Annotated in this window: 19 protein-coding genes; 9 read left to right on the plus strand and 10 right to left on the minus strand. The window is 68.8% G+C overall.

Features of this window, described 5'->3' with window-relative positions:
• The first annotated feature begins 11 nt into the window (after positions 1 to 11).
• The gene (locus tag B2742_RS07965) at positions 12 to 935 is read left to right on the plus strand and encodes a pentapeptide repeat-containing protein (protein WP_292064854.1); all 924 of its coding nucleotides are present in this window, start codon (positions 12 to 14) and stop codon (positions 933 to 935) included.
• 6 nt (positions 936 to 941) lie between these two features.
• On the opposite strand, the gene aspS is transcribed toward B2742_RS07965, so the two are convergent.
• On the minus strand, positions 942 to 2,723 hold the full coding sequence (aspS, locus tag B2742_RS07970) for an aspartate--tRNA ligase (protein ID WP_292064856.1): 1,782 nt from the start codon (positions 2,721 to 2,723) through the stop codon (positions 942 to 944).
• A gap of 324 nt (positions 2,724 to 3,047) precedes the next feature.
• Positions 3,048 to 3,908: a hypothetical protein gene (locus B2742_RS07975; protein ID WP_292064858.1), complete on the minus strand. Its 861-nt coding sequence runs from the start codon at positions 3,906 to 3,908 to the stop codon at positions 3,048 to 3,050.
• Between the two features lie 169 nt (positions 3,909 to 4,077).
• Between B2742_RS07975 and B2742_RS07980 the strand changes: the two genes are divergently transcribed.
• Positions 4,078 to 4,779 (plus strand): chromosomal replication initiator DnaA, encoded by a 702-nt coding sequence (locus B2742_RS07980; protein WP_292064860.1) that lies wholly within the window; start codon positions 4,078 to 4,080, stop codon positions 4,777 to 4,779.
• Here B2742_RS07980 and B2742_RS07985 read toward each other — a convergent pair.
• From B2742_RS07985 to B2742_RS08010, 6 genes are all read right to left on the minus strand, one after another.
• Positions 4,768 to 5,832, minus strand: coding sequence for an alpha/beta fold hydrolase (locus B2742_RS07985; RefSeq protein ID WP_292064884.1), 1,065 nt, complete (start codon positions 5,830 to 5,832; stop codon positions 4,768 to 4,770). The genes B2742_RS07980 and B2742_RS07985 overlap by 12 nt on opposite strands.
• Positions 5,833 to 6,007: 175 nt before the next feature.
• Positions 6,008 to 7,516: an Asp-tRNA(Asn)/Glu-tRNA(Gln) amidotransferase subunit GatB gene (gatB, locus tag B2742_RS07990; protein WP_292064886.1), complete on the minus strand. Its 1,509-nt coding sequence runs from the start codon at positions 7,514 to 7,516 to the stop codon at positions 6,008 to 6,010.
• A gap of 75 nt (positions 7,517 to 7,591) precedes the next feature.
• The gene (locus tag B2742_RS07995; protein WP_292064888.1) at positions 7,592 to 8,059 is read right to left on the minus strand and encodes a hypothetical protein; all 468 of its coding nucleotides are present in this window, start codon (positions 8,057 to 8,059) and stop codon (positions 7,592 to 7,594) included.
• A gap of 296 nt (positions 8,060 to 8,355) precedes the next feature.
• Positions 8,356 to 9,834 (minus strand): Asp-tRNA(Asn)/Glu-tRNA(Gln) amidotransferase subunit GatA, encoded by a 1,479-nt coding sequence (gatA, locus tag B2742_RS08000; RefSeq protein WP_292064890.1) that lies wholly within the window; start codon positions 9,832 to 9,834, stop codon positions 8,356 to 8,358.
• A gap of 1 nt (position 9,835) precedes the next feature.
• The gene (gene gatC / locus B2742_RS08005) at positions 9,836 to 10,123 is read right to left on the minus strand and encodes an Asp-tRNA(Asn)/Glu-tRNA(Gln) amidotransferase subunit GatC (RefSeq protein WP_292064893.1); all 288 of its coding nucleotides are present in this window, start codon (positions 10,121 to 10,123) and stop codon (positions 9,836 to 9,838) included.
• Between the two features lie 72 nt (positions 10,124 to 10,195).
• Positions 10,196 to 10,726, minus strand: a complete 531-nt coding sequence (locus B2742_RS08010) for a hypothetical protein (RefSeq protein WP_292064896.1) — start codon at positions 10,724 to 10,726, stop codon at positions 10,196 to 10,198.
• Between the two features lie 69 nt (positions 10,727 to 10,795).
• Here B2742_RS08010 and ruvX point away from each other — a divergent pair, with 69 nt between their 5' ends.
• The 7 genes from ruvX to topA all read left to right on the plus strand — a co-directional run bounded on the left by ruvX (position 10,796) and on the right by topA (position 19,136).
• Complete coding sequence (gene ruvX, locus B2742_RS08015) at positions 10,796 to 11,260, plus strand: Holliday junction resolvase RuvX (RefSeq protein ID WP_292064898.1); 465 nt, start codon at positions 10,796 to 10,798, stop codon at positions 11,258 to 11,260.
• Positions 11,257 to 12,177, plus strand: coding sequence for an AEC family transporter (locus B2742_RS08020; protein ID WP_292064899.1), 921 nt, complete (start codon positions 11,257 to 11,259; stop codon positions 12,175 to 12,177). The genes ruvX and B2742_RS08020 overlap by 4 nt, the downstream gene beginning before the upstream one ends.
• A 62-nt stretch (positions 12,178 to 12,239) precedes the next feature.
• A complete protein-coding gene (locus B2742_RS08025; protein WP_292064902.1) occupies positions 12,240 to 13,220 on the plus strand; it encodes an aspartate carbamoyltransferase catalytic subunit in 981 nt (326 codons plus the stop codon).
• Positions 13,221 to 13,401: 181 nt separating this feature from the next.
• Positions 13,402 to 14,688, plus strand: a complete 1,287-nt coding sequence (pyrC, locus tag B2742_RS08030; RefSeq protein WP_292064905.1) for a dihydroorotase — start codon at positions 13,402 to 13,404, stop codon at positions 14,686 to 14,688.
• 15 nt (positions 14,689 to 14,703) lie between these two features.
• Positions 14,704 to 15,345 (plus strand): glycerol-3-phosphate 1-O-acyltransferase PlsY, encoded by a 642-nt coding sequence (plsY, locus tag B2742_RS08035; RefSeq protein WP_292064908.1) that lies wholly within the window; start codon positions 14,704 to 14,706, stop codon positions 15,343 to 15,345.
• Positions 15,342 to 16,433 (plus strand): DNA-processing protein DprA, encoded by a 1,092-nt coding sequence (gene dprA, locus B2742_RS08040; protein WP_292064909.1) that lies wholly within the window; start codon positions 15,342 to 15,344, stop codon positions 16,431 to 16,433. The genes plsY and dprA overlap by 4 nt, the downstream gene beginning before the upstream one ends.
• A gap of 81 nt (positions 16,434 to 16,514) precedes the next feature.
• Positions 16,515 to 19,136: a type I DNA topoisomerase gene (gene topA, locus B2742_RS08045; RefSeq protein ID WP_292064910.1), complete on the plus strand. Its 2,622-nt coding sequence runs from the start codon at positions 16,515 to 16,517 to the stop codon at positions 19,134 to 19,136.
• Here topA and B2742_RS08050 read toward each other — a convergent pair.
• Positions 19,133 to 19,552 carry a molecular chaperone DnaJ gene (locus B2742_RS08050; RefSeq protein ID WP_292064911.1) on the minus strand — a complete coding sequence of 140 codons (420 nt, stop codon included), beginning with the start codon at positions 19,550 to 19,552 and terminating at the stop codon, positions 19,133 to 19,135. The genes topA and B2742_RS08050 overlap by 4 nt on opposite strands.
• 4 nt (positions 19,553 to 19,556) lie before the next feature.
• Complete coding sequence (locus B2742_RS08055) at positions 19,557 to 20,378, minus strand: division plane positioning ATPase MipZ (protein WP_292064912.1); 822 nt, start codon at positions 20,376 to 20,378, stop codon at positions 19,557 to 19,559.
• Positions 20,379 to 20,380: the final 2 nt, after the last annotated feature.

The raw sequence follows: 20,380 nt of genomic DNA on the forward strand, positions 1-20,380 counted from the left end.
ATGAAAGAGACGTGAAACAGATCGCTTCCCCCCTGTTCCGTCGCCTCTCCGCCTCCGGCCTCGCGCTGGCCGCCGCCATGGCCGCCCTCGCCGCCGCGGGACCGGCCAGCGCAGAAATCCAGCTTCAGTTTCAATTCCAGGATCCCGATGTCGCGCGGATGGTGTCGCTGGGCGGGACCTGCAATCGCTGCGAACTGTCCGGACGCGATCTGACCGGCGCGGCCTTCACCGGGGCCGTCTTCACCAACGCCACCCTGGTCGGCGCCAATCTGCGCGGCGCCGAGCTGGTCGGTTCGAACTTCTCGGGCAGTGACTTCAGCCGGGCGGACCTGTCCGGCGCCGAAATGGTCGGCGCCAACTTCACCGGCGCCAGTTTCGCCGGGGCCGACCTGTCGGGGGCCGAGGCCATGGGCGCGACCCTGGTGCGGGTGCGGCTGACCGGGGCGGACCTGACGGGCGCGATCCTGAACGGCGCCAACATGAACGGCGCGATCCTGACCGGCGCGGACCTGGAAGGCGCGGAGGTGAACGCCGCCACCCTGGCCAACGTCAACGCCCGGTCGGCGGACTTCTCCGGGGCGGAGATCGCGATGTCGAACCTGTCGAACGGCGACTTCCGCTCGGCCGACTTCAGCGGCGCCACCCTGAACGGCGCGCGCCTGACAGGCGGCAATTTTGCGGGCGCCGACTTCGACAACGCCGAGATGCACCGCGCCGACATCCGCGGCGCGGACCTGTCGGGAGCCCGCGGGCTCAGCCAGGACCAGATCGGCCGGGCCTGCGGCGACGCCAACACCCGCCTGCCGGGTCGCCTGAGCGTCCGGGTCTGCCGCGGCATCTCCGGGGTTCGAGCCGCGCCCCGTCCGCCCTCTCCGCCGGCGCCGCCGGTCCCGCCGCGTTCGCGGAACCTGGTCGTGGCCAGCGCCGACCGCTGACGTCCGTCAGGTCTTGAGCGGCAGCGCTGCCCGGATGTGCAGCTCCTTGTACTGACGCTCAGCCGCATCCGACGGCGCGCTCATCAGCAGATCCTGCCCCTGCTGGTTCAGCGGGAAGGCGATGACCTCGCGGATGGCGACCTGGTTGGCCAGCAGCATGACGATGCGGTCGATGCCTGGGGCCAGACCGCCGTGCGGCGGCGCGCCGTAGCGGAAGGCGTTCAGCATGCCGCCGAACTGGTCTTCGACGACCGAGGCGTCGTAGCCGGCGATCTCGAAGGCCTTGAGCATGATCTCGGCCTTGTGGTTCCGGATCGCGCCGGAGCACAGCTCATAGCCGTTGCAGACGATGTCATACTGGTAGGCGAGGATGTCGAGCGGGTCCTTGGTCTGCAGGGCCTCCATCTCGCCCTGCGGCATGGAGAAGGGGTTGTGCGAGAAGTCGACCTTCTTCTCTTCCTCGCTCCACTCGAACATCGGGAAGTCGACGATCCAGCAGAATTTGAACTCGTCGTCCGAGATCAGGTTGAGGTCCTGGCCCAGCTTCGTCCGCGCATTGCCGGCGAATTTATAGAAGACGGACGGGTCGCCGGCGGCGAAGAAGGCGGCGTCGCCCTTGCCCATGGCGAGGGACTTCATCAGGGCGTCGGTCGCCTCGGCGCCGAGGTTCTTGGCGATCGGGCCGCCCCAGGCGCCCTGGTCCTCGGACCAGAAGATGTAGCCGAGACCCGGCTGACCCTCGCCCTGGGCCCAGCTGTTCATGCGATCGCAGAAGGCGCGCGAGCCGCCGGTCGGGGCCGGAATCGCCCAGACGGCGTTCTTCGCATCGCCGGCGAGGATCTTGTTGAACAGGCCGAAGCCGCCGTCGCGGAAATGGTCGCTGACGTCCTTCATCTCGATCGGGTTGCGCAGGTCCGGCTTGTCGGTGCCAAACAGGGCGATGCTCTCGCGGTAGGGAATGCGGACGAAGGGATAGGGGTCGACCGTCTTGCCGTCGGCGAACTCCTCGAACACGCCATGCATGACGGGCTCGATGGCGGCGAAGACGTCTTCCTGGGTGACGAAGCTCATCTCGACGTCGAGCTGGTAGAACTCCAGCGAACGGTCGGCGCGCAGGTCCTCGTCGCGGAAGCAGGGGGCGATCTGGAAATAGCGGTCGAAGCCCGAGACCATGAGCAGCTGTTTGAACTGCTGCGGGGCCTGCGGCAGGGCGTAGAATTTACCCGGGTGCAGGCGCGACGGCACGAGGAAGTCGCGGGCCCCCTCGGGGCTGGAGGCCGTCAGGATCGGGGTCTGGTACTCAAGGAAGCCCTGGCCGACCATGCGCTGGCGGATCGAGGAGATCACGCGCGAGCGCAGGACGATGTTCTTGTGCAGGGTCTCGCGACGCAGGTCGAGATAGCGGTGCTTGAGGCGGATGTCCTCGGGGTACTCGGGCTCGCCGAAGACCGGCAGAGGCAGTTCGGCGGCTTCCGACAGGACCTCGACGCCGGTGACGCGCAGCTCGATTTCGCCGGTCGGCAGGTTGGGGTTCACGACCGACGCCTCGCGGGCCACCACCTCACCGTCGACGCGGATGACGCTCTCGGCGCGCAGGCGTTCGACGGCCTCGAAGCCGGGGGTCTCGGGGTGCAGCACCAGCTGGGTCAGGCCGTAGTGGTCGCGCAGGTCGATGAACAGCAGGCCGCCGTGGTCGCGCTTGCGGTGCACCCAGCCGGACAGGCGGACATGGGATCCGGCATCGGTCAAACGGAGGGCGCCGCAGGTGTGGGAGCGGTAGGCGTGCATGGGCGGTTCGTCTTGGATTACAGGCCGCAAAGGGCGCAATTCGGGAGGCCGGAAGGGCGCATCATCGCCCCGGAAAGTCAAGGTTTGCGGGCCTGACAGGGGTCAAAAGGCGCGACCCGACCGAAAATGCCGAAAAGCTGTCTTGTCGATACATTCGCCCCTTCCCCACGCTGTTGATTGACCGAAGCTGGCCGAACCCTGCGTCAGGATCGGACGTAAGCGGAATTCCGGCGGCGACAGGCGCGACTTGCGGGGCGGAACGGCAGGATCAGGGACCGAAAAGGGCAGAAGGATCGGGGGCGGGAAGGCGCTCGCGCCCGCCGCCTAACAGACGTCCTGACCGCCCTCGCGCCGGCACCGTGGGAGGGCGGCCAGCCGGGTGAACCGGATACCCTGCGGACAGATTGCGGGCTCGCGCGCCACGCCGTCCGCGAACCGATATCCGCACAGCACCTGACCCACGACGGTGCTGGCGGCCGCGCCGTCGCAAAGCACGTTGGGCGTGTTGCCGGTCGGGCGATCAAGATATTGGGCCATCATCGACTGTTCAGGACCCGGCGCCAGACCGTCGAGGAACCGGCCTATCCGCCCGCTGAGGAACCCCGGATTCAGTTCGATGGCGGCGGCGGCGCCCGACAACCGGGGCCGCAAACCGTCAGCCAGAATTCCCAACCCCTCAAGCTTCATGAGCAGCAATCGCCGGGCGTCGGCATAGTTGTCGGGCCGATTTTCCTCGAGACGGTTCAGGACTACCTGATGGTACCGCAGGCCACGGTCTGCCGCGTCCAGCGCCAGAGCCAGATCCGCCCTCTGGAAAACGACGCCTTCCGTGGCATTGCGCTGCAACTGACCCGATGCCCGCCACTCGTTCAGCAGGATAACCAGCGTCAAGAAGCCATCGGCATCCAGCAGCTCGAAAGTCGTGGAGTTCGGTCCACCCGTCCGGGTCACCGGCGTAAAGTTGTGGCTGCCCATGATGATCGGCCCGGAGAGACCGAGCTGGGGATTGTAGACGATGTCCGAAATTCCCGTGAAGTCGACCTGGCAAACCCCGCCCGCCTGCGCCGCTGGTCCCGGCGGCCCGGCGCCGCCGACGGCGAGCGCCATCAGCGCGACCAGCGAGGCTCGCAGCAGGGTAAGGTCGCCAGGGGACCGGGCCGAGGTGCGAATGGTGTCCTGGATCACGATCCCTCCTGCTCCCGGCGGCTCCGCCGACGCTAGGTTGCGGAACAATTCTCGTCAATCGCCGCGCCGGTCGGACTTTCGACAGCGCTCCGGGCCCCCGTCCACAGCTCCGCCTGCTTGTCCACGGCCGGGGCAGGAACCGCGCTCCGGGTCTGCTATGATAATCGGAATGACCGCCCGCCCCTCGTCCGCCGACCAGATGCGACTGCCGCTGCAGCGCGACCTGCCCGATGGGGCGGAGGGCTTCGTCGTGTCGGACTGCAACCGGGCCGCGGTCGAGGCGCTGGCGGACTGGCCCAATCTGATCGGCGGCGTCGTGGCGATCTGCGGGCCGGCGGGCTGTGGCAAGAGCCGGCTGGCGCAAGTCTGGGCCGAGCGGGTCGGGGCGGTGGCCATTCACGGGGCGGAGGCGGCGCTGATCGATCCGCTGGAGCTGGACGGGCGGCCGGTGCTGCTGGACCCGGCGCGGGACGTCGATGACGAGACCCTGTTCCACCTGATCAACCTGGCCCAGGCGCCGGGGGGCGCCTTACTGCTGGTGGCGCGGTCGGCGCCGTCCAGCTGGGAGGCCGCCCTGCCCGACCTGCGCTCGCGGCTGGATGCGATCCGGACGTTCCCCGTCGAGGCCCCCGATGACGCGGTTCTGACCGCCATACTGGAAGCCCGGTTCGCCGAGCGGGGCATCCGGCCGCAGAAGGACGTCATCCCCTATCTGCTGCGCCGCATCGACCGGTCCGCAGCCGCGGCGGCCGATGTGGTGGAGCGGCTGGACGCCCTGCACAAGCCGGTCACCCGCGCGCTGGCGCGGGCCGTCGTGGAGGGGAGCGAAGAGAGCGGAGAGCTGTTCGACCGGGCCGACCTACCGGATTAGCGGAACCACCTGCTCGCGCAGGACCGCGCGCTGGGCCTCGATCATGGCGACGTTGGGATCGTGGCCGGTGGCGGGCAGGCGCAGGAAGGTCTTCTGCGGGGCGCTGATCGCGTTGAACCAGGCTTCCGCCACCTCCGGCGCCGTGACGAGATCCTGCTCGCCCTGGATCAGGAAGACGGGGATGGCGAACGCGAGATCATCGCGAAGCAGGTCGAGGCGGGAGAGCATCCCTTCGCCTTCCATGCCGACGAACTGGATGTAGGAATGCTCCTCGCCGCCCTCATAGGCGGCCCCGTCCTCGGCGGTGGCGTAGGCCGGCGCCGGCACCCACCAGTCGGCCGGAGCCGCCACGGTCGCCCTCGCCTCATAGCGCCGGGTGATCCGGCGCAGGGCGCCGAAATGACGGGGGTTGGTCCAGGGCGGCGGCCCCATGGCCTCAAGGGCGGCGACCGCTTCGGCATCGCCCTCAGCCCGGGCCAGGCCCATCTGCAGGCGGTAGCTGGCCTCCAGATTGGCCGCGCCGCTGACCAGCTGGCCGGAGCCGACATAGGCGTGGAAAAGATCAGGCCGCGCGCGGGCCATCTTCACCGCCAGGGCCGATCCCCAGGACCCGCCGACCAGGATGACCTTGTCGTGCCCCAGCCGCCCTGCGACCAGAGCGGCCAGCTCGACGCCGTCCCCGGCCATCTGTTCGATCGACAGGTCTGCCTCGGCGACCGAGGGATTGCGACCCCAGGTGCGGCCGGCGCCGCGCTGGTCCCACTGGACCAGGGTGAACTCGTCCTCCCAGCCGCCATAGATGGCGTCGGCGAAGGGGCTCATCGGATTGCCGGGGCCGCCGTGGATGAACAGGACCATCGGATTGGCGCAGTCCGTGCCGCGGACGGTGACCCATTGCTCGATCCCGCCGATCGCGACGAAGGCGTCCTGTTCCGCCACCGTGCCGTCCGGGAGGCATCCGGTAAGGCCAGTGGACTCCTGCGCGGTCGCGGGGCCCGTCATCGCCAGGAGAAGAAGAACCGTGGCGGCGAGCCGCCCGCAAAGTCGCTGCATGACGCCTGTCCCCCGGCCCGACGGCCCACAGAATGCCTACCGCGCCGAGCGGTGTTAGACAAACCGGCATCCGCGCGTCACGGAGGGAGGACGGCGGCGACGTCGTCGGACGCAGTGCGTCCCCTCCTCCACCCCGCTTCGCGCGGTCCCCCTCCCCGCTGCGTGGGGAGGAAACTCAGAGACCCAGCTTGGCCTTCAGGATGTCGTTGACCGCGGCCGGGTTGGCCTTGCCGCCGGTGGCCTTCATGACCTGGCCGACGAACCAGCCGAGCGACTGGGGCTTCTCGGCGACGCCGGCGGCCTTGTCGGGGTTGGCGGCGATGATCTCGTCGATGGCCTTCTCGATCGCGCCGGTGTCGGTGACCTGTTTGAGGCCATGTTTCTCGACGACCTCCGCGGGCGAGCCTTCGCCGTTCCACACGTGGTCGAAGACTTCCTTGGCGATCTTCGACGAGATCACATTGGTCTCGATCAGCTCGACCAGCTGGGCGACGTGGGCGGCGGGCAGCGGGTTCTCCGAGAAGTCCTTGCCGTCGGCGGCCAGACGCGCGGAGACCTCATTGGTCACCCAGTTGGACACCAACTTTGCATCCCTGCCTTTGGCGGCGGCTTCGAAATAGTCGGCCTTGGCCTGTTCCGAGATCAGCACCACGGCGTCGTATTGCGACAGGCCGTAGTCGGCCATGAGCCGGCGGCGTTTGGCGTCGGGCAGTTCGGGCAGGTCGGCCTTGATGCCGTCGATCCAGGCCTGCTCCAGCTCCAGCGGCAGCAGGTCGGGGTCGGGGAAGTAGCGATAGTCCATCGCCTCTTCCTTGGAGCGCATCGAGCGGGTCTCGCCGGCCGTGGGGTCGTAGAGGCGGGTCTCCTGGTCGATCTTGCCGCCGTCCTCGAGGATTTCGATCTGGCGCCGGGCCTCGTAGTTGATGGCCTGGGAGATGAAGCGGAACGAGTTGACGTTCTTGATCTCGCAGCGCGTGCCCAGATGGCTGAAGTCGCCGGTCGCCTTGTACTTCGCGTACTGGCCCTCGCGGCAGACCGAAACGTTCACGTCGGCGCGCAGGTTGCCCTTCTCCATGTCGCCGTCGCAGGTGCCGAGGTAGATCAGGATGGTCCTGATCTTCTTGACGTAAGCCACGGCTTCTTCAGGGGAACGGATGTCCGGCCGGGAGACGATCTCCATCAGGGCGGTGCCCGCGCGGTTCAGGTCGACGTAGCTCTCGGTCGGCGACAGGTCGTGGATCAGCTTGCCGGCGTCCTGTTCCAGATGCAGGCGCTCGATGCCGACGTTGAAGAAGGAGCCGTCCTCGGCCTCGACTTCAACGACGCCCTCGCCGACGATCGGGAAGTAGAGCTGGCTGATCTGATAGCCGGTCGGCAGGTCGGGGTAGAAATAGTTCTTCCGGTCGAACTGGCTGCGCTTGTTGATCTGCGCATTGAGGCCCAGGCCGGTGCGCACGGCCTGTTCGACGCAGTATTTGTTCAGGGTCGGCAGCATGCCGGGGAAGCCGGCGTCGACCAGCGACACCTGCTCGTTCGGACCCGCGCCGAAGCCGACGGCGGCGCCCGAGAACAGCTTGGCCTTCGAGGCCACCTGGGCGTGGATCTCCAGACCCATGACGATTTCCCACGAGCCGGTGCGGCCGGGGATGAGTTTGGAGGTATCGGCTGTCTTGGTGTCGGTCATACGCACTGATTAGCGGTGTCAGGCCTTCAGGGGAACATTCGTCTGCGTGGTTCCCCTGATCCAGCCCTTCGGCGTCTAAGGACCGACGCGGCCTCCAGCCTCAGCATAAAGTGCTTCCCACTTCGCGGGATCAATGAAAGTGCCGAGTTGATCAATATGAGCAGAAACCAACGGGTTAGACATGAGGTCACCCATCGCCACCTCACCTACGCCTTGGAAAGCAAACTCAATCGAAGAGGTCCCTTCGTACTTCAAGGCCTGGATTGTTTGGGTTCGGCAATCACTCAAGAGAAGGCGCTCCATCAGAGCCGCTGTTTTCTCATTTGTTTCGACGCGCGCTTCGCTGGTCACGATGGACCATTCCGACACCGCGGGGTGCTCCGACATCGCGAAAAACATCCAGCGAACAAAATCTAGGCGATCACTTTCCGTGGTCGCGAAAACCACACACCGTCGAAGTTCGGTGGAGTAAACCCCCTCCGCGATCGGAGGGGTCGCCGTCAGGCTGATCCCCGCAAGGACAGACGCCAAAAAAATACCCATACCCCACCCCTAACGTCAGGTTGAGAACGAACCTTTCCACAGCGACAGGCGGCGGTCGAGGGTTAGCTGCATCATTTGTCGGGCCGGATTCGCGGCGTGTTGCCGGCGGAAGCGGACCCCGTCCAGCGAGCACCCCGGACGGCCTGCCAGAACTTCTTCCCGGCGTAGGTCTTACACTTGCGCAGGTCACGGGCACGGGCGGTCGGAGTCTCCGGCGCCGTGCAGGGTAACCCCACTCCCTCCCAAGCCTGCGACGCGGGCCCCTCCCTCTCCCTCAGGGAGAGGGTCAGACTAGCTCACCACCACTTCTCCGGCCTGGCGACAAACCCCGCCGCGTCTTCCAGCGCGCTGGCGACCTGGAAGACGGTCGCCTCGTCCAGCGCCTTGCCGATGACCTGAAGGCCGAGCGGCAGGCCGCCCTTGTCGACGCCGGCGGGCACCGAGATGCCCGGCAGGCCGGCGAGGTTGGCGGTGACGGTGAAGATGTCGTTCAGATACATCTGTAGCGGATCAATCTGCTTGTCGCCGAGGGCGAAGGCGGCCGAGGGGGTGGACGGCGTCACGATGGCGTCGACCCTGTCCCAGACGGCGTCGAAATCCATGGCGATGCGGCGGCGGACCTTGAGAGCGCGGACATAGTAGGCGTCGTAGAAGCCGGCCGAGAGCACATAGGCCCCGATGGTCAGGCGGCGCTGGACCTCCTTGCCGAAGCCCTCGGCGCGGCTGGTCTCATAGAGGTCGGCGAGGCTGTTCGTGCCCTCGGCGCGGTGGCCGAAGCGCATGCCGTCGTAGCGGGCCAGGTTGGACGAGGCCTCGGCCGGGGCGATGATGTAATAGGCCGGCAGGGCGTATTTTGTGTGCGGCAGGCTGATCGGCACGATCTCGCAGCCGGCGGCCTTGAGCCATGCGATGCCCTGGTCCCACAGCGCCTGGATCTCGACGGGCATGCCGTCGACGACGTATTCTTTCGGCACGCCGATGCGCAGGCCCTTGACCGAATTGCCGAGGGATTGCGTCCAGTCGGGGGTCTCGACGTCGAGGCTGGTGGCGTCCTTCGGGTCGTAGGAGCACATCGACCGAAGCAGGATGGCGGCGTCCTCGACGGTCCTGGTGATCGGGCCCGCCTGGTCCAGCGAACTGGCGAAGGCGACCATGCCGAAACGGCTGGCGCGGCCATAGGTGGGCTTGATGCCGACGGTGCCGGTGAAGGCGGCGGGCTGACGGATCGAGCCGCCGGTGTCCGAGGCGGTGGCGGCGAGGCAGAGGTCGCCGGCGACCGCTGAGGCCGAACCGCCGGAGCTGCCGCCCGGGGTCAGGTCAGCGTTGGACGTCGTCGACTTCCAGGGGTTCACGACCGGGCCGAAAGCCGAGGTCTCGTTCGACGAGCCCATGGCGAACTCGTCCATGTTGAGCTTGCCCAGCATGACCGCGCCGTCGCGCCACAGGTTGGCGGTGACCGTGGACTCATACGGCGGGACGAAGCCGCGCAGCATGTTGGAGCCGGCGGTGGTCTGAACGCCGTCGGTGCAGAACAGATCCTTGATGCCCAGCGGCGCGCCTTCGAGGGCGCCGCCCTCCCCCTTGGCCAGTTTCGCGTCGGAGGCGCGGGCCATGGCGAGGGCCTTGTCCGTGGTCTGGACGACGAAGGCGTTCAGGCGCGGATTGGCGGCGTCGATATTGGCGACGAAGGCTTTCGTGATCTCTTCGGACGAGAAGTCGCGGGCCTTGAGGCCGTCGAGGGCGGCCTTGAGGGTGAGTTTGGTCAGGTCGGACATTCTATTCGACCACCTTGGGCACGACGAAGAAGCCGTCGGCGGCGCGCGGGGCGTTGCCGAGCACGTCGGCGACCTTGTTTCCGTCGGTGACGACGTCGTCGCGCAGGCGCATGGGCTGGGCGACGTTGGAGGTCATGGGCTCGACGCCGTCGACGTCGACCTCATTGAGCTGTTCGATCCAGGCGAGGATGCCGTTCAGCTCCGCGGCGAGCGGCTCCAGACGGTCCTCGGGGGTCTTGATGCGGGCGAGATGCGCCACGCGGCGCACGGTCGCGGCGTCGATGGCCATGCGGCCCTCCAAATGCGAAACCAGAACCGGCGGGATTAGCCGCCCAGCCCCGGTTTCACAAGGATTCTGACGCTATTGCGCGGGTGTGACCGTCACGGTCGCAGGGACGGACCCATCCGCGGCCACGGCCCAGCCGACGATGACGCGCCGCGTGCGGCTGCCGATCGTCCCCGAGGCCTGGTCCATGGTGCTCTCGGTGAGCTCCAGATCGACGCGGCCCGGCGATTCGGACAGCAGCCGGTAGTCGAGGAAGTCGCCGATGCGGAAGACGCGCCAGCCCTCGGCCGGCGAATCGAAGAAGGCGACGTGGGTGTAGAGGCCATTCATGGCCGGATCGCCGCCGGCGGTGCCGAACAGTTTGACGGTGCGGTCGCCCTGACGGGTCAGCGGCGTCAGTTCGACGACCGAGGCGGCCCATTGCTGGCCCTCGTCGGCGTCGGGCTGGACGATGGCGGCGGGGCCGGCAGCGGTCAGGGGCGCGGCGGCGGGCGCGGACGTGGACGCGGTCTGTTCGGCGGCGGGCACGGCTTCTCTTCGGGTCTCGACCTGCGCATCGCAGGCGGCGAGACCAAGGAAGGCGATCAGGAAGGTCACTGGCTTCATCGGAGGCTCCCCATCAACGACGCCCTCTTGCACTTTGACAGGGCGGCTCGCCAGTCCTACCGCCAAGCCGTGACAGTTCTATCGCTCGAAGACCTCGCCGCCTCCACCCCGCCGGGCACCCCGTGGCTGGGGCTGGATCTGGGCGAGAAGACCATCGGCGTGGCCGTGAGCGATACGACGCGGATGATCGCCAGCCCGCTGTCGCTGGTCCGAAAGACGAAATTCACCGACGACGCCCATGCGGTGCTGAAGCTGATGGACGGGCGCGGGGCCTCCGGGCTGGTGATCGGCCTGCCGCTGAACATGGACGGGTCGGAGGGGCCGCGGGCGCAGTCGTGCCGGGCCTTCGCCCGCAATCTGCAACGTATCCGCGCCGTGCCCTGCGCCTTCCAGGACGAGCGGCTGTCGACCAGCGCGGTCGAGCGGTTCCTGATCGAGGAGCTGGACCTGAACCGCAAGCGACGGGCCAACGTGATCGACCGCACCGCCGCCGCCTGGATATTGCAGGGCGCGCTGGACCGGCTGAGGGCGTGAGCGCCCTGCTCACCGGCATCGTGCCGGTCTTCGCCATGATCGCGCTGGGCTGGGGGCTGAAGTGGCGGTCGTTCCTCGATGACGAAGGCTGGCGGGCGGTCGAGCGGCTGACCTATTTCGTCTTCTATCCGGCCTTTCTGATCCCGGCGGTGTGGCGCGCGGACTTCGCGGGCGGGGCGGCCGGGCCGGTGGCCATGGCGACGGTGGCGGTCGCCCTGACAGTGGCCCTGCTGACGGTGTTGGCCAAGCCGATGCTGCGGATCAGCGACCCGGCTTTCACCAGCGTCTTCCAGGGCGTGATCCGCTGGAACGGCTTCGTCTTCCTGCCAGTGGCGGGCGCGATCTTCGGCGAGCGGGGGCTGGGCGTGGCGGCGGTGGCCTTTGGCGTGCTGGCGCCGGCTCTGAATGTGGTCTGCGTGCTGGTGCTGGCTCGGTGGGGCGCCGGACAAGGCGGCGGCTGGCGGCTGGCGCTGTCGTCGTTGCTGCGCAATCCGATCATCTGGGCCTGCGGGATCGGAGCGGCGCTTAATCTGACGGGCGTGCCGAAGCCGGCGCTGGTGATGGGGGTCTTCGACCTGATGGGGCCCGGCGCCATCGCCCTGGGGCTGATCACGGCCGGGGCGGGCCTGAGCTTCCGCTATGCGGCGTCAAGGCCGGTGCTGATGCTGACGGTGACGGTGATCAAGCTGATCCTGCTGCCGGTAGGCATGTACTGGCTGACCGGGGTGCTGGGCGGGGACCGTATGGCGCAGGGGCTGGCGCTGCTGGCCGGCGCCTCGCCGGGCGCCGCGGCGTCCTATGTCATGGCGCGGCAGATGGGGGGCGATGCGCCGCTGATGGCGGGGGTCGTGGCCCTGACCACGGTGGTCAGCGCCTTCACCATCCCCATCCTGCTGGCGCTGTTCGGCTATATCTGAACACAGGATCTGAACATGGGCGGCTTCCGTTCCGGCGCGCACGGCCCTATAGGCGGGCCTCGATGAGCCAGCCCGCCGCACTCACCGATCTGATTCTCGAGCGGCTGGCGCCGTTCCCGCGCAGCCATTTCCTGTCCGCCGGCGATCTGAACGCCGCGACCACCCCGCCGCTGCTGGATCTGGCCGACGCCTTCGTCGACTTCAATCGCCAGTCGTCGAAGTCGCTGGACCTGATGCGCGGGCGCACGGTCATGAACCTGTTCTTCGAGAACTCGACCCGGACCAGCGCCTCGTTCGAGATCGCGGCCAAACGGCTGGGCGCGGATGTGACGACGCTGAGCCCGCGTACCTCCTCCACCGCCAAGGGCGAGACCCTGATCGATACGGCGGCGACGCTGAACGCCATGAAGCCCGACGTACTGGTCGTGCGCCACGGGGCCTCAGGCGCCGCGGCCCTGCTGTCGCAGAAGGTCGGCTGCGCCGTGGTCAACGCCGGGGATGGACGGCATGAGCACCCGACCCAGGCCCTGCTGGACCTGTTGAGCCTGCGCCGTGCGTTCGGGGATGTGGGCGGGCTGACCGTCGCCATCTGCGGCGACATCGCCCACAGCCGGGTGGCGCGGTCCAATGTGTCGATGCTGTCGATGATGGGGGCGCGGGTGCGGCTGATCGGGCCGCCGACGCTGGTGCCCGGCGACGCCGACCGCTGGGGCTGCGAGGTCTTCCACGACATGCGCGAGGGCCTGAGGGGCTGCGACGTCGTGATGATGCTGCGGCTGCAGCTGGAGCGGATGGAGGGGGCGCTGGTGCCCTCGACCCGCGAGTATTTCCGCTTCTGGGGTCTGGACCGCGAGAAACTGTCCTGGGCCAATCCGGGGGCGAAGGTGATGCATCCGGGGCCGATGAACCGGGGGGTCGAGATCGATTCCGACGTGGCTGACGATCTGACCGTGTCACTGATTCAGGATCAGGTGGAGATGGGCGTGGCGGCGCGGATGGCGGTGCTGGCGGCCCTGTCGGCGCGGCTGGAGGGAGATTCCTGATGGCGTCGGTTTGCGTTCCCTTCCCCCCTCGCGGGGGAAGGTGGGCCGCGGAGCGGCTCGGATGGGGGGGCTGTCGGCCCCGGACGGAATGTGAGGCGAGAAACGAAATGGGATGGGCCGGTGTGTCACCCCCCATCCGTCAGGCGTCGCCTGCCACCTTCCCCCGCAAGGGGAGAAGGAAATGAGTGCACTGGCCATTCTCAACGCCCGGCTGCTGGACCCGGCCACGGACTATGACGGTCCGGGCGCGGTGCTGGTCGAGGACGGGCGGATCACGGAAGTCATCCACGGCGGCGGCGCCGTCGCTCCGGCTGGGGTGACGGTGATCGACGCCGGCGGGCTGTGCCTGTCGCCCGGCCTGATCGACATCCGGGTCAAGACCGGCGAGCCGGGCGCCGAGCCCAAGGAGACTTTGAAGTCGGCCAGTTTGTCGGCGGCGGCGGGCGGTGTGACCACCATCGTCATCCAGCCCGACACCAACCCGGCCATCGACGACCCGGCGATGATCGACTTCATCCTGCGGCGCGGCGCGGCCCTCGGGCTGGTCAATGTCCGGGCGGCGGGCGCGGCGACCAAGGCCCGCGACGGCGTCCACATGGCCGAGATCGGCCTGATGGATGAGGCCGGGGCGCTGTATTTCTCCGATGTCGACCGGGTCATCGCCAACACCCGCACTCTGCAGCGGGTGATGAGCTACGCCGCCGCCTTCAACGCCCTGATCTCCTGCCGCCCCGCCGATCCCTGGCTGAGCGAGGGCGCGGTCGCGACCTCGGGCGAACTGGCCACCCGGCTGGGTCTGGCCTCGGCGCCGGCCATCGCCGAACGCATCCAGCTGGAGCGCGATCTGGCCCTCGTCGAGCAGACCGGCGCGCGGTTCCTGGTCGACCAGATCTCGACCGAGGGCGCGCTGGAGACCCTGGCGCGGGCCCGGGCCAAGGGGCTGGAGGTCGCCGCCTCGGTGTCGATCAACCACCTGTGCTTCAACGAGATCGACATCGGCGACTACCGCACCTTCTACCGGCTCGACCCGCCGCTGCGGCCCGAGAGCGACCGGCAGGCGCTGATCGAGGCGGTGCGCGACGGGCTGATCGACGCGATCACCAGCGCCCACGCCCCGGCCCCGGCCGAGGACAAGCGCCGGCCTTTCGCCGAGGCGACGCCGGGCGCGGTCGGGCTGGAGACCCTGCTGCCCGCCGCCCTGACCCTGCATCACGAGGACGGGCTGGAGCTGCTCGACATCCTGCGGCCGCTCACCCAGGGCCCGGCGACCTTGCTGGGGCTCGACGTCGGCGTGCTGGCGGCAGGCGCGCCCGCGGATCTGATCCTGTTCGACCCCGGCGCGCCCGTGGTGATCGACGCCGACGCCCTGAAGTCCAAGTCCAAGAACTCGCCGTTCGACGGGCGGAGGCTGCAAGGGCGGGTGTTGATTACCGTCGTCGGCGGACGCATCGTTCACGACGCACGCTAAGAGGGAGCGAATCACTTGCAGGATCTGGTCGGACCCGCTCTCGGGACGCTCGCCCTCGCGGCGGTCGGCGGCTACCTGCTGGGCTCCATTCCGTTCGGGGTGATCCTGACCCGCCTCGCGACCGGCGAGGATGTGCGCAGCATCGGCTCGGGCAATATCGGCGCGACCAATGTCCTGCGGACCGGGCGCAAGGATCTGGCCTTCGCCACCCTGATCCTCGACGCCGGCAAGGGCGCGGCGGCCTTCCTGATCGCCCAGGCGCTGTTCCCCGGCGTGCCGGCCATCGCCGGGGTGGCGGGCGGCGCAGCCTTCCTCGGCCATCTGTTTCCCGTCTGGCTCGGCTTCAAGGGCGGCAAGGGGGTGGCGACCTTCTTCGGCCTGTTGCTGGCCGCGGCCTGGCCGCTGGGCCTGATGGCCGGGGCGACCTGGCTGGTCGTGGCGGCCCTGTTCCGCATGTCGTCCCTGGCCGCGCTGGTCGCCGCGATCGCCGCCCCGCTGTTCGCCCTGCTGCCCCTGCCGGTGATGGGTCTGCCGGCGTCGGGTCCGGTGCTGGCGCTGGCGGTCGTGACGGCGGTCCTGATCTGGATCCGGCACCATGAGAATGTCAGCCGCATCCTGAAGGGGACCGAACCCCGGATCGGCGCGAAGAAGGGGTGACCCTTCCGGACGCAGAGCGTTTCGCGCGCCTGCGTCTGGCGCGGACCGACCAGATCGGTCCGGTGACGTTTCGACAGTTGCTGGAGCGGTTCGGATCGGCGGAGCGGGCGCTTGAGGCCCTGCCCGATCTGATCCGGCGCGGCGGTGGTCAGGGTCACTCTGCCCCGCCGGTCGAACGCGTCGAGACAGAACTGGAAGCTGGCGAGCGCGAAGGCGCCAGGCTGATCGTGCTGGACGACGCCGACTATCCCGAAATGCTCGCCGCCATCGACCCGCCCCCGCCGCTGCTGTGGACGCTGGGAGACGCCGCCCTGATGGCGCGCCCCTGTATCGCCGTGGTCGGGGCGCGGATCGCCTCGGCGGGCGGACAGCGGATCGCGCGCGGCCTGTCGCAGCAGCTGGGCGAGGCCGGCCATGTGGTGGTCTCGGGACTGGCGCGCGGGATCGACGGGGCGGCGCATACGGGAGCCCTGCCGACGGGCACCGTGGCGGTTCTGGGCGGCGGGGTGGACGATATCTATCCGCCCGACAACGCCGACCTCTATGCACAGATCGTCGAGCGGGGCTGCGTCGTCTCGGAAAGCCCGATGGGCGCGCGGGCGCAGGCGAAGGATTTTCCGCGCCGCAACCGGATCATCTCGGGCCTGTCGCGCGGGGTGATCGTCGTGGAGGCGGAACTGCGCTCCGGCTCATTGATCACGGCGAGGCTGGCGGGCGAACAGGGCCGCGACGTCTTCGCAATCCCGGGATCGCCGCTGGACCCGAGATCACGGGGACCGAACGAACTGCTGCGGCAGGGCGCGATATTGTGCGAGGGGCTCGAGGATGTGGAGCGGGCGTTCTCGACGCTGCGGACGCTGCGCGAGCCCCCGCCCGACAATCCCTTTGCCGGCGCCCCGGACGAGATCGAGGCGGCGCTGATCGAACGGGTCGCGGCCCTGTTGTCGCCGACGCCGACGCCGCGTGACGAACTGGCGCGCGCGCTGGGCCTGCCGATCGGGACGGTGGCGGCCGCGCTGCTGGAGCTCGATCTGGCCGGGCGCGCCGAGCTGCTGCCGGGCGGTCTGGCCGCGGCGCGATCGCCCTGAATTCCAGCGCCGATTGACAGCGGCGCTCGCGCCAACCACGTTCCGCCCCCTTTCCGAGCCCGCGCAAGGCCCCCTCCCCGCATGAACCTCGTCGTCGTCGAGAGCCCCGCAAAGGCCAAGACCATCAACAAATACCTGGGCCCGGACTTCACCGTCCTGGCGTCCTATGGCCACGTCCGCGACCTGCCGTCGAAGGACGGCTCGGTCCTGCCGGACGATGATTTCGCCATGAGCTGGGAAGTCGACGCCCGCGCCTCGAAGCGGATGTCCGAGATCGCCGACGCCGCGAAGAAGGCCGACAAGGTCATCCTGGCGACCGACCCCGACCGCGAGGGCGAGGCGATCAGCTGGCACGTGCTGGAGATCCTGACGAAGAAGAAGGCGCTGAAGGACACCGCCGTCGAACGCGTCACCTTCAACGCCATCACCAAGTCGGCGGTGCTGGAGGCCATGGCCAATCCGCGCCAGCTGGATATGGAGCTGGTCGAGGCCTATCTGGCCCGCCGCGCCCTGGACTATCTGGTGGGCTTCACCCTGTCGCCGGTGCTGTGGCGCAAGCTGCCGGGCGCGCGCTCGGCCGGTCGGGTGCAGTCGGTCGCCCTGCGCATCGTCGTCGACCGCGAGATGGAGATCGAGGCGTTCCGGGCCCAGGAATACTGGTCGGTCGAGGCCGATCTGGCCGCCGACAGCCCGCCCTTCACGACCCGGCTGGTCAAACACGCCGGCAAGCGGGTGCAGCGACTGGACATCACCTCCGAGGCCATGGCCAACGCCGCTCGCGACGCCATCAAGGCCGGCAGCTTCACCATCAGGTCGATCGAGAAGAAGCCGGTCAAGCGCAGCCCGTCGCCGCCCTTCACCACCTCGACCCTGCAACAGGAGGCGGCGCGCAAGCTGGGCTTCACCGCGCAGCGGACCATGCAGGCGGCGCAGAAACTGTATGAGGGCGTCGACGATACGGGCGGCCTGATCACCTATATGCGGACCGACGGCCTGTCGGTCAGCCCGGAGGGCATCGCCCAGGCGCGTGAGGTCATCGCTGACCGGTTCGGCCCGGCCTACGTCCCGGAACAACCGAGATATTACAAGACCAAGGTCAAGAATGCTCAGGAAGCGCACGAAGCGATCCGGCCGACCAACCTGACGCGTCATCCCGACAGTCTGCGCCTCGAGGGCGACCTGTCGCGGCTGTATGAACTGATCTGGAAGCGGATGATCGCCAGCCAGATGGAGTCCGCCCGGCTGGACCGGACCACGGTCGACGTCGAGACGCCGGACGGCCAGACCGGCCTGCGCGCCACCGGCCAGGTCGTGGCCTTCGACGGCTTTATCGCGGTGTATGAAGAGGGCCGCGACGACAAGCCCAAGGACGGCGTCGACGACGAGGACGATACGACCCGCCTGCCCGCGCTGAAGGAAGGCGCTACAGCCAAGGTCGAGGCGATCCGCACCGACCAGCATTTCACCGAGCCGCCCCCGCGCTTCTCGGAAGCGACCCTGGTCAAGAAGCTGGAAGAGCTCGGCATCGGCCGGCCGTCGACCTATGCCTCGATCCTGACCACCCTGCGCGACCGCGAATACGTCCGCATGGACAAGAACCGGTTCATTCCGGAGGACAACGGGCGGCTGGTCACGGCCTTCCTGGAACAGTTCTTCACCCAGTGGGTCCAGTACGACTTCACCGCCGCGCTGGAGACCCGTCTGGACGAGGTTTCGGCCGGGGACCTCGACTGGAAGGTCGTGCTGCGCGATTTCTGGAGCCAACTGAAGCCGGCGACGGACGCCGTCACCGCGCGCCAGGGCGTGATCGACGAACTGGACACGGCGATCGGGCCCTTCCTGTTCCCCGACAAGGGCGACGGCACGGACGCGCGGCTGTGCCCCCTGTGCAAACAGGGCCGGCTGCATCTGAAGGCCAGCTTCAAGATGAAGTCGTCCTTCATCGGCTGCTCCAACTATCCGGAATGCCGTTACACGCGCGGCTTCGGCGCCGCGACGGGCGTCGAGGACGGCGGCGACCGTGATCTGGGTGTCGATCCGGACACCGGCGCGCCCGTGGCCCTGAAGATCGGGCGGTTCGGCCCCTATGTGGAAACCACCATCCCCGGCGAGGAGAAGCCGAAACGGTCGTCCCTGCCCAAGGGCTGGTCGCCGGCGACGCTGGCGCTGGAGCAGGCGCTGCGCCTGCTCGCCATGCCGCGCGCGGTCGGGATCCATCCGGAAGACGGCCAGCCGATCACCGCCGGCCTCGGCCGCTACGGGCCGTTCGTGCTGCACGCCGGCACCTACGCCAATGTCGCCGACATCGACGAGGTGTTCGACATCGGCCTGAACCGGGCCGTGGTGCTGCTGGCCGAGAAGCGGGCGGGCAAGTTCGCGGGACGCGGGGCGGCGACCGCGCCGCTGAAGGACCTCGGCGCCCACCCGGAGACGGGCGAGCCGGTGCATGTCATGGCGGGGCGGTTCGGCCCCTATGTGAAGTCGGGCAAGATCAACGCCACCCTGCCGAAGGGCTCGGCGCCCGAGGACATGACGATGGAGATCGCCGTGCCGCTGCTGGCGGCGCGCGCCGCGGCCGCTCCGGCCAAGGGCAAGAAGGCGCCGGCGGCGAAGAAGGCGGCTCCCAAGGCGGCGGCCAAGAAGCCGGCGGCGAAGAAGAAGGCGCCCGCGAAGAAGGCGACGGCCAAGAAGGCCGAGGCCTAGGGCTTCAGCAACCGGTCCCGCGCCGCGTTAAGCCGGGACGCCAGCCCCTCCGTGCCGCCCTGGTCGGGGTGGGCGCGGCCCATGAGCCGTTTCCAGGCGGTGTTGATCTCCTGCGGCGTCGCGTCGGCGGCGACGCCGAGGAGGGAGCGGGCTTCGGCGGGGCTCATCGCCTCGGTCCGGGGCGCCGGCGCGCGTTGGCGCGAGGACAGGGTCAGCCAGATCCCGGCCCCGGCGAGGGCGGCGGCCGGGAGCCAGGAACCGCGGGCGGCGAGCAGGACAGCGCCGGCGATCAGCACAGCGCTGAACAGTGTGGCGGTGACGCGCCAATGGCCCCGGCCACGTTGCTCGGTCTGACGACCCAGCCGCACCAGCGCCCAGACGGCGATCGCCGCCAGCGCCAGCCAGATGAGGCTCAAGGGGTCACGCCGCCGCGTCCAGCGGGGCGTCGAGGGCGCTGCCGTCCAGCCCCAGGGCCAGCATCAGGTTGCGCATCTCCTGCCGCGCCGCGACGTGGGCGAGGGAGACGGCGACCGGGCGGACCTCGTTGGACAGGTCGGCCACGGTGAGGCCGAAGGGGAAGAGCTCGCGATAGATGACCCGGTCGCGCAGGCCGGGGCCGATGCGGAAGCCGACCCGGCGGGCCAGCTTCTCCATCCGCTCTTCCAGCCGCTGCCGGTTGCGGGCGGCGGCGACGGCCATGCGGTTGACGACCACGATCCAGTCGATGGACGCCTGGCGGCCTTCGGTGATCGCGCGGTGCTTGCGCGCCTCCCAGACGCTCTCGGAATAGATCGAGGGTTTGAGCAATTCGAGGGTGACGGGGTCGATCTGCCCCAGCAGGTCGAAGTCGACGAAGCTGTCGTTCATCGGGGTGACGATCTGGTCGGCCATGCCATGGGCGGTGCGCGACAGCAGGGTGTCGCCGCCCGGGGTGTCGATCAGGATGACGTCAGCCTCGGCCCGCGCCTGCGCCATGGCGGCCTCAAAGCGGGACATTTGCTCCCGCTCGTCAGCCTTGGCCAGCGCCTTGCCGTCGCCTAGGTCGGGCTCGACCGGCATGGGCAGGGTCTGGTTGTTGCCGGCCATCCAGGCGGCGCGGTTGGCGAAGAATTTCGACATCGACCGCTGGCGCAGATCGAGGTCGATGATGGCGACCCGCCGGCCCGCGTGCAGCAGGCCGCAGACGATATGGATCGCAAGGGTGGACTTGCCCGCCCCGCCCTTTTCATTGCCGACGACGATGA

Source organism: Brevundimonas sp. UBA7664 (assembly GCF_002483305.1).
GTDB lineage: Bacteria > Pseudomonadota > Alphaproteobacteria > Caulobacterales > Caulobacteraceae > Brevundimonas.

What these genes read in the sequence shown, in the direction of transcription:
- aspS (WP_292064856.1), bottom strand. Translation starts at nt 2,723, where the DNA reads ATGCACGCCTACCGCTCCCACACCTGCGGCGCCCTCCGTTTGACCGAT.
- B2742_RS07980 (WP_292064860.1), top strand. Translation starts at nt 4,078, where the DNA reads ATGACCGCCCGCCCCTCGTCCGCCGACCAGATGCGACTGCCGCTGCAG.
- B2742_RS07985 (WP_292064884.1), bottom strand. Translation starts at nt 5,832, where the DNA reads ATGCAGCGACTTTGCGGGCGGCTCGCCGCCACGGTTCTTCTTCTCCTG.
- gatB (WP_292064886.1), bottom strand. Translation starts at nt 7,516, where the DNA reads ATGACCGACACCAAGACAGCCGATACCTCCAAACTCATCCCCGGCCGC.
- B2742_RS07995 (WP_292064888.1), bottom strand. Translation starts at nt 8,059, where the DNA reads ATGGGTATTTTTTTGGCGTCTGTCCTTGCGGGGATCAGCCTGACGGCG.
- gatA (WP_292064890.1), bottom strand. Translation starts at nt 9,834, where the DNA reads ATGTCCGACCTGACCAAACTCACCCTCAAGGCCGCCCTCGACGGCCTC.
- gatC (WP_292064893.1), bottom strand. Translation starts at nt 10,123, where the DNA reads ATGGCCATCGACGCCGCGACCGTGCGCCGCGTGGCGCATCTCGCCCGC.
- B2742_RS08010 (WP_292064896.1), bottom strand. Translation starts at nt 10,726, where the DNA reads ATGAAGCCAGTGACCTTCCTGATCGCCTTCCTTGGTCTCGCCGCCTGC.
- B2742_RS08025 (WP_292064902.1), top strand. Translation starts at nt 12,240, where the DNA reads ATGAGCCAGCCCGCCGCACTCACCGATCTGATTCTCGAGCGGCTGGCG.
- pyrC (WP_292064905.1), top strand. Translation starts at nt 13,402, where the DNA reads ATGAGTGCACTGGCCATTCTCAACGCCCGGCTGCTGGACCCGGCCACG.
- topA (WP_292064910.1), top strand. Translation starts at nt 16,515, where the DNA reads ATGAACCTCGTCGTCGTCGAGAGCCCCGCAAAGGCCAAGACCATCAAC.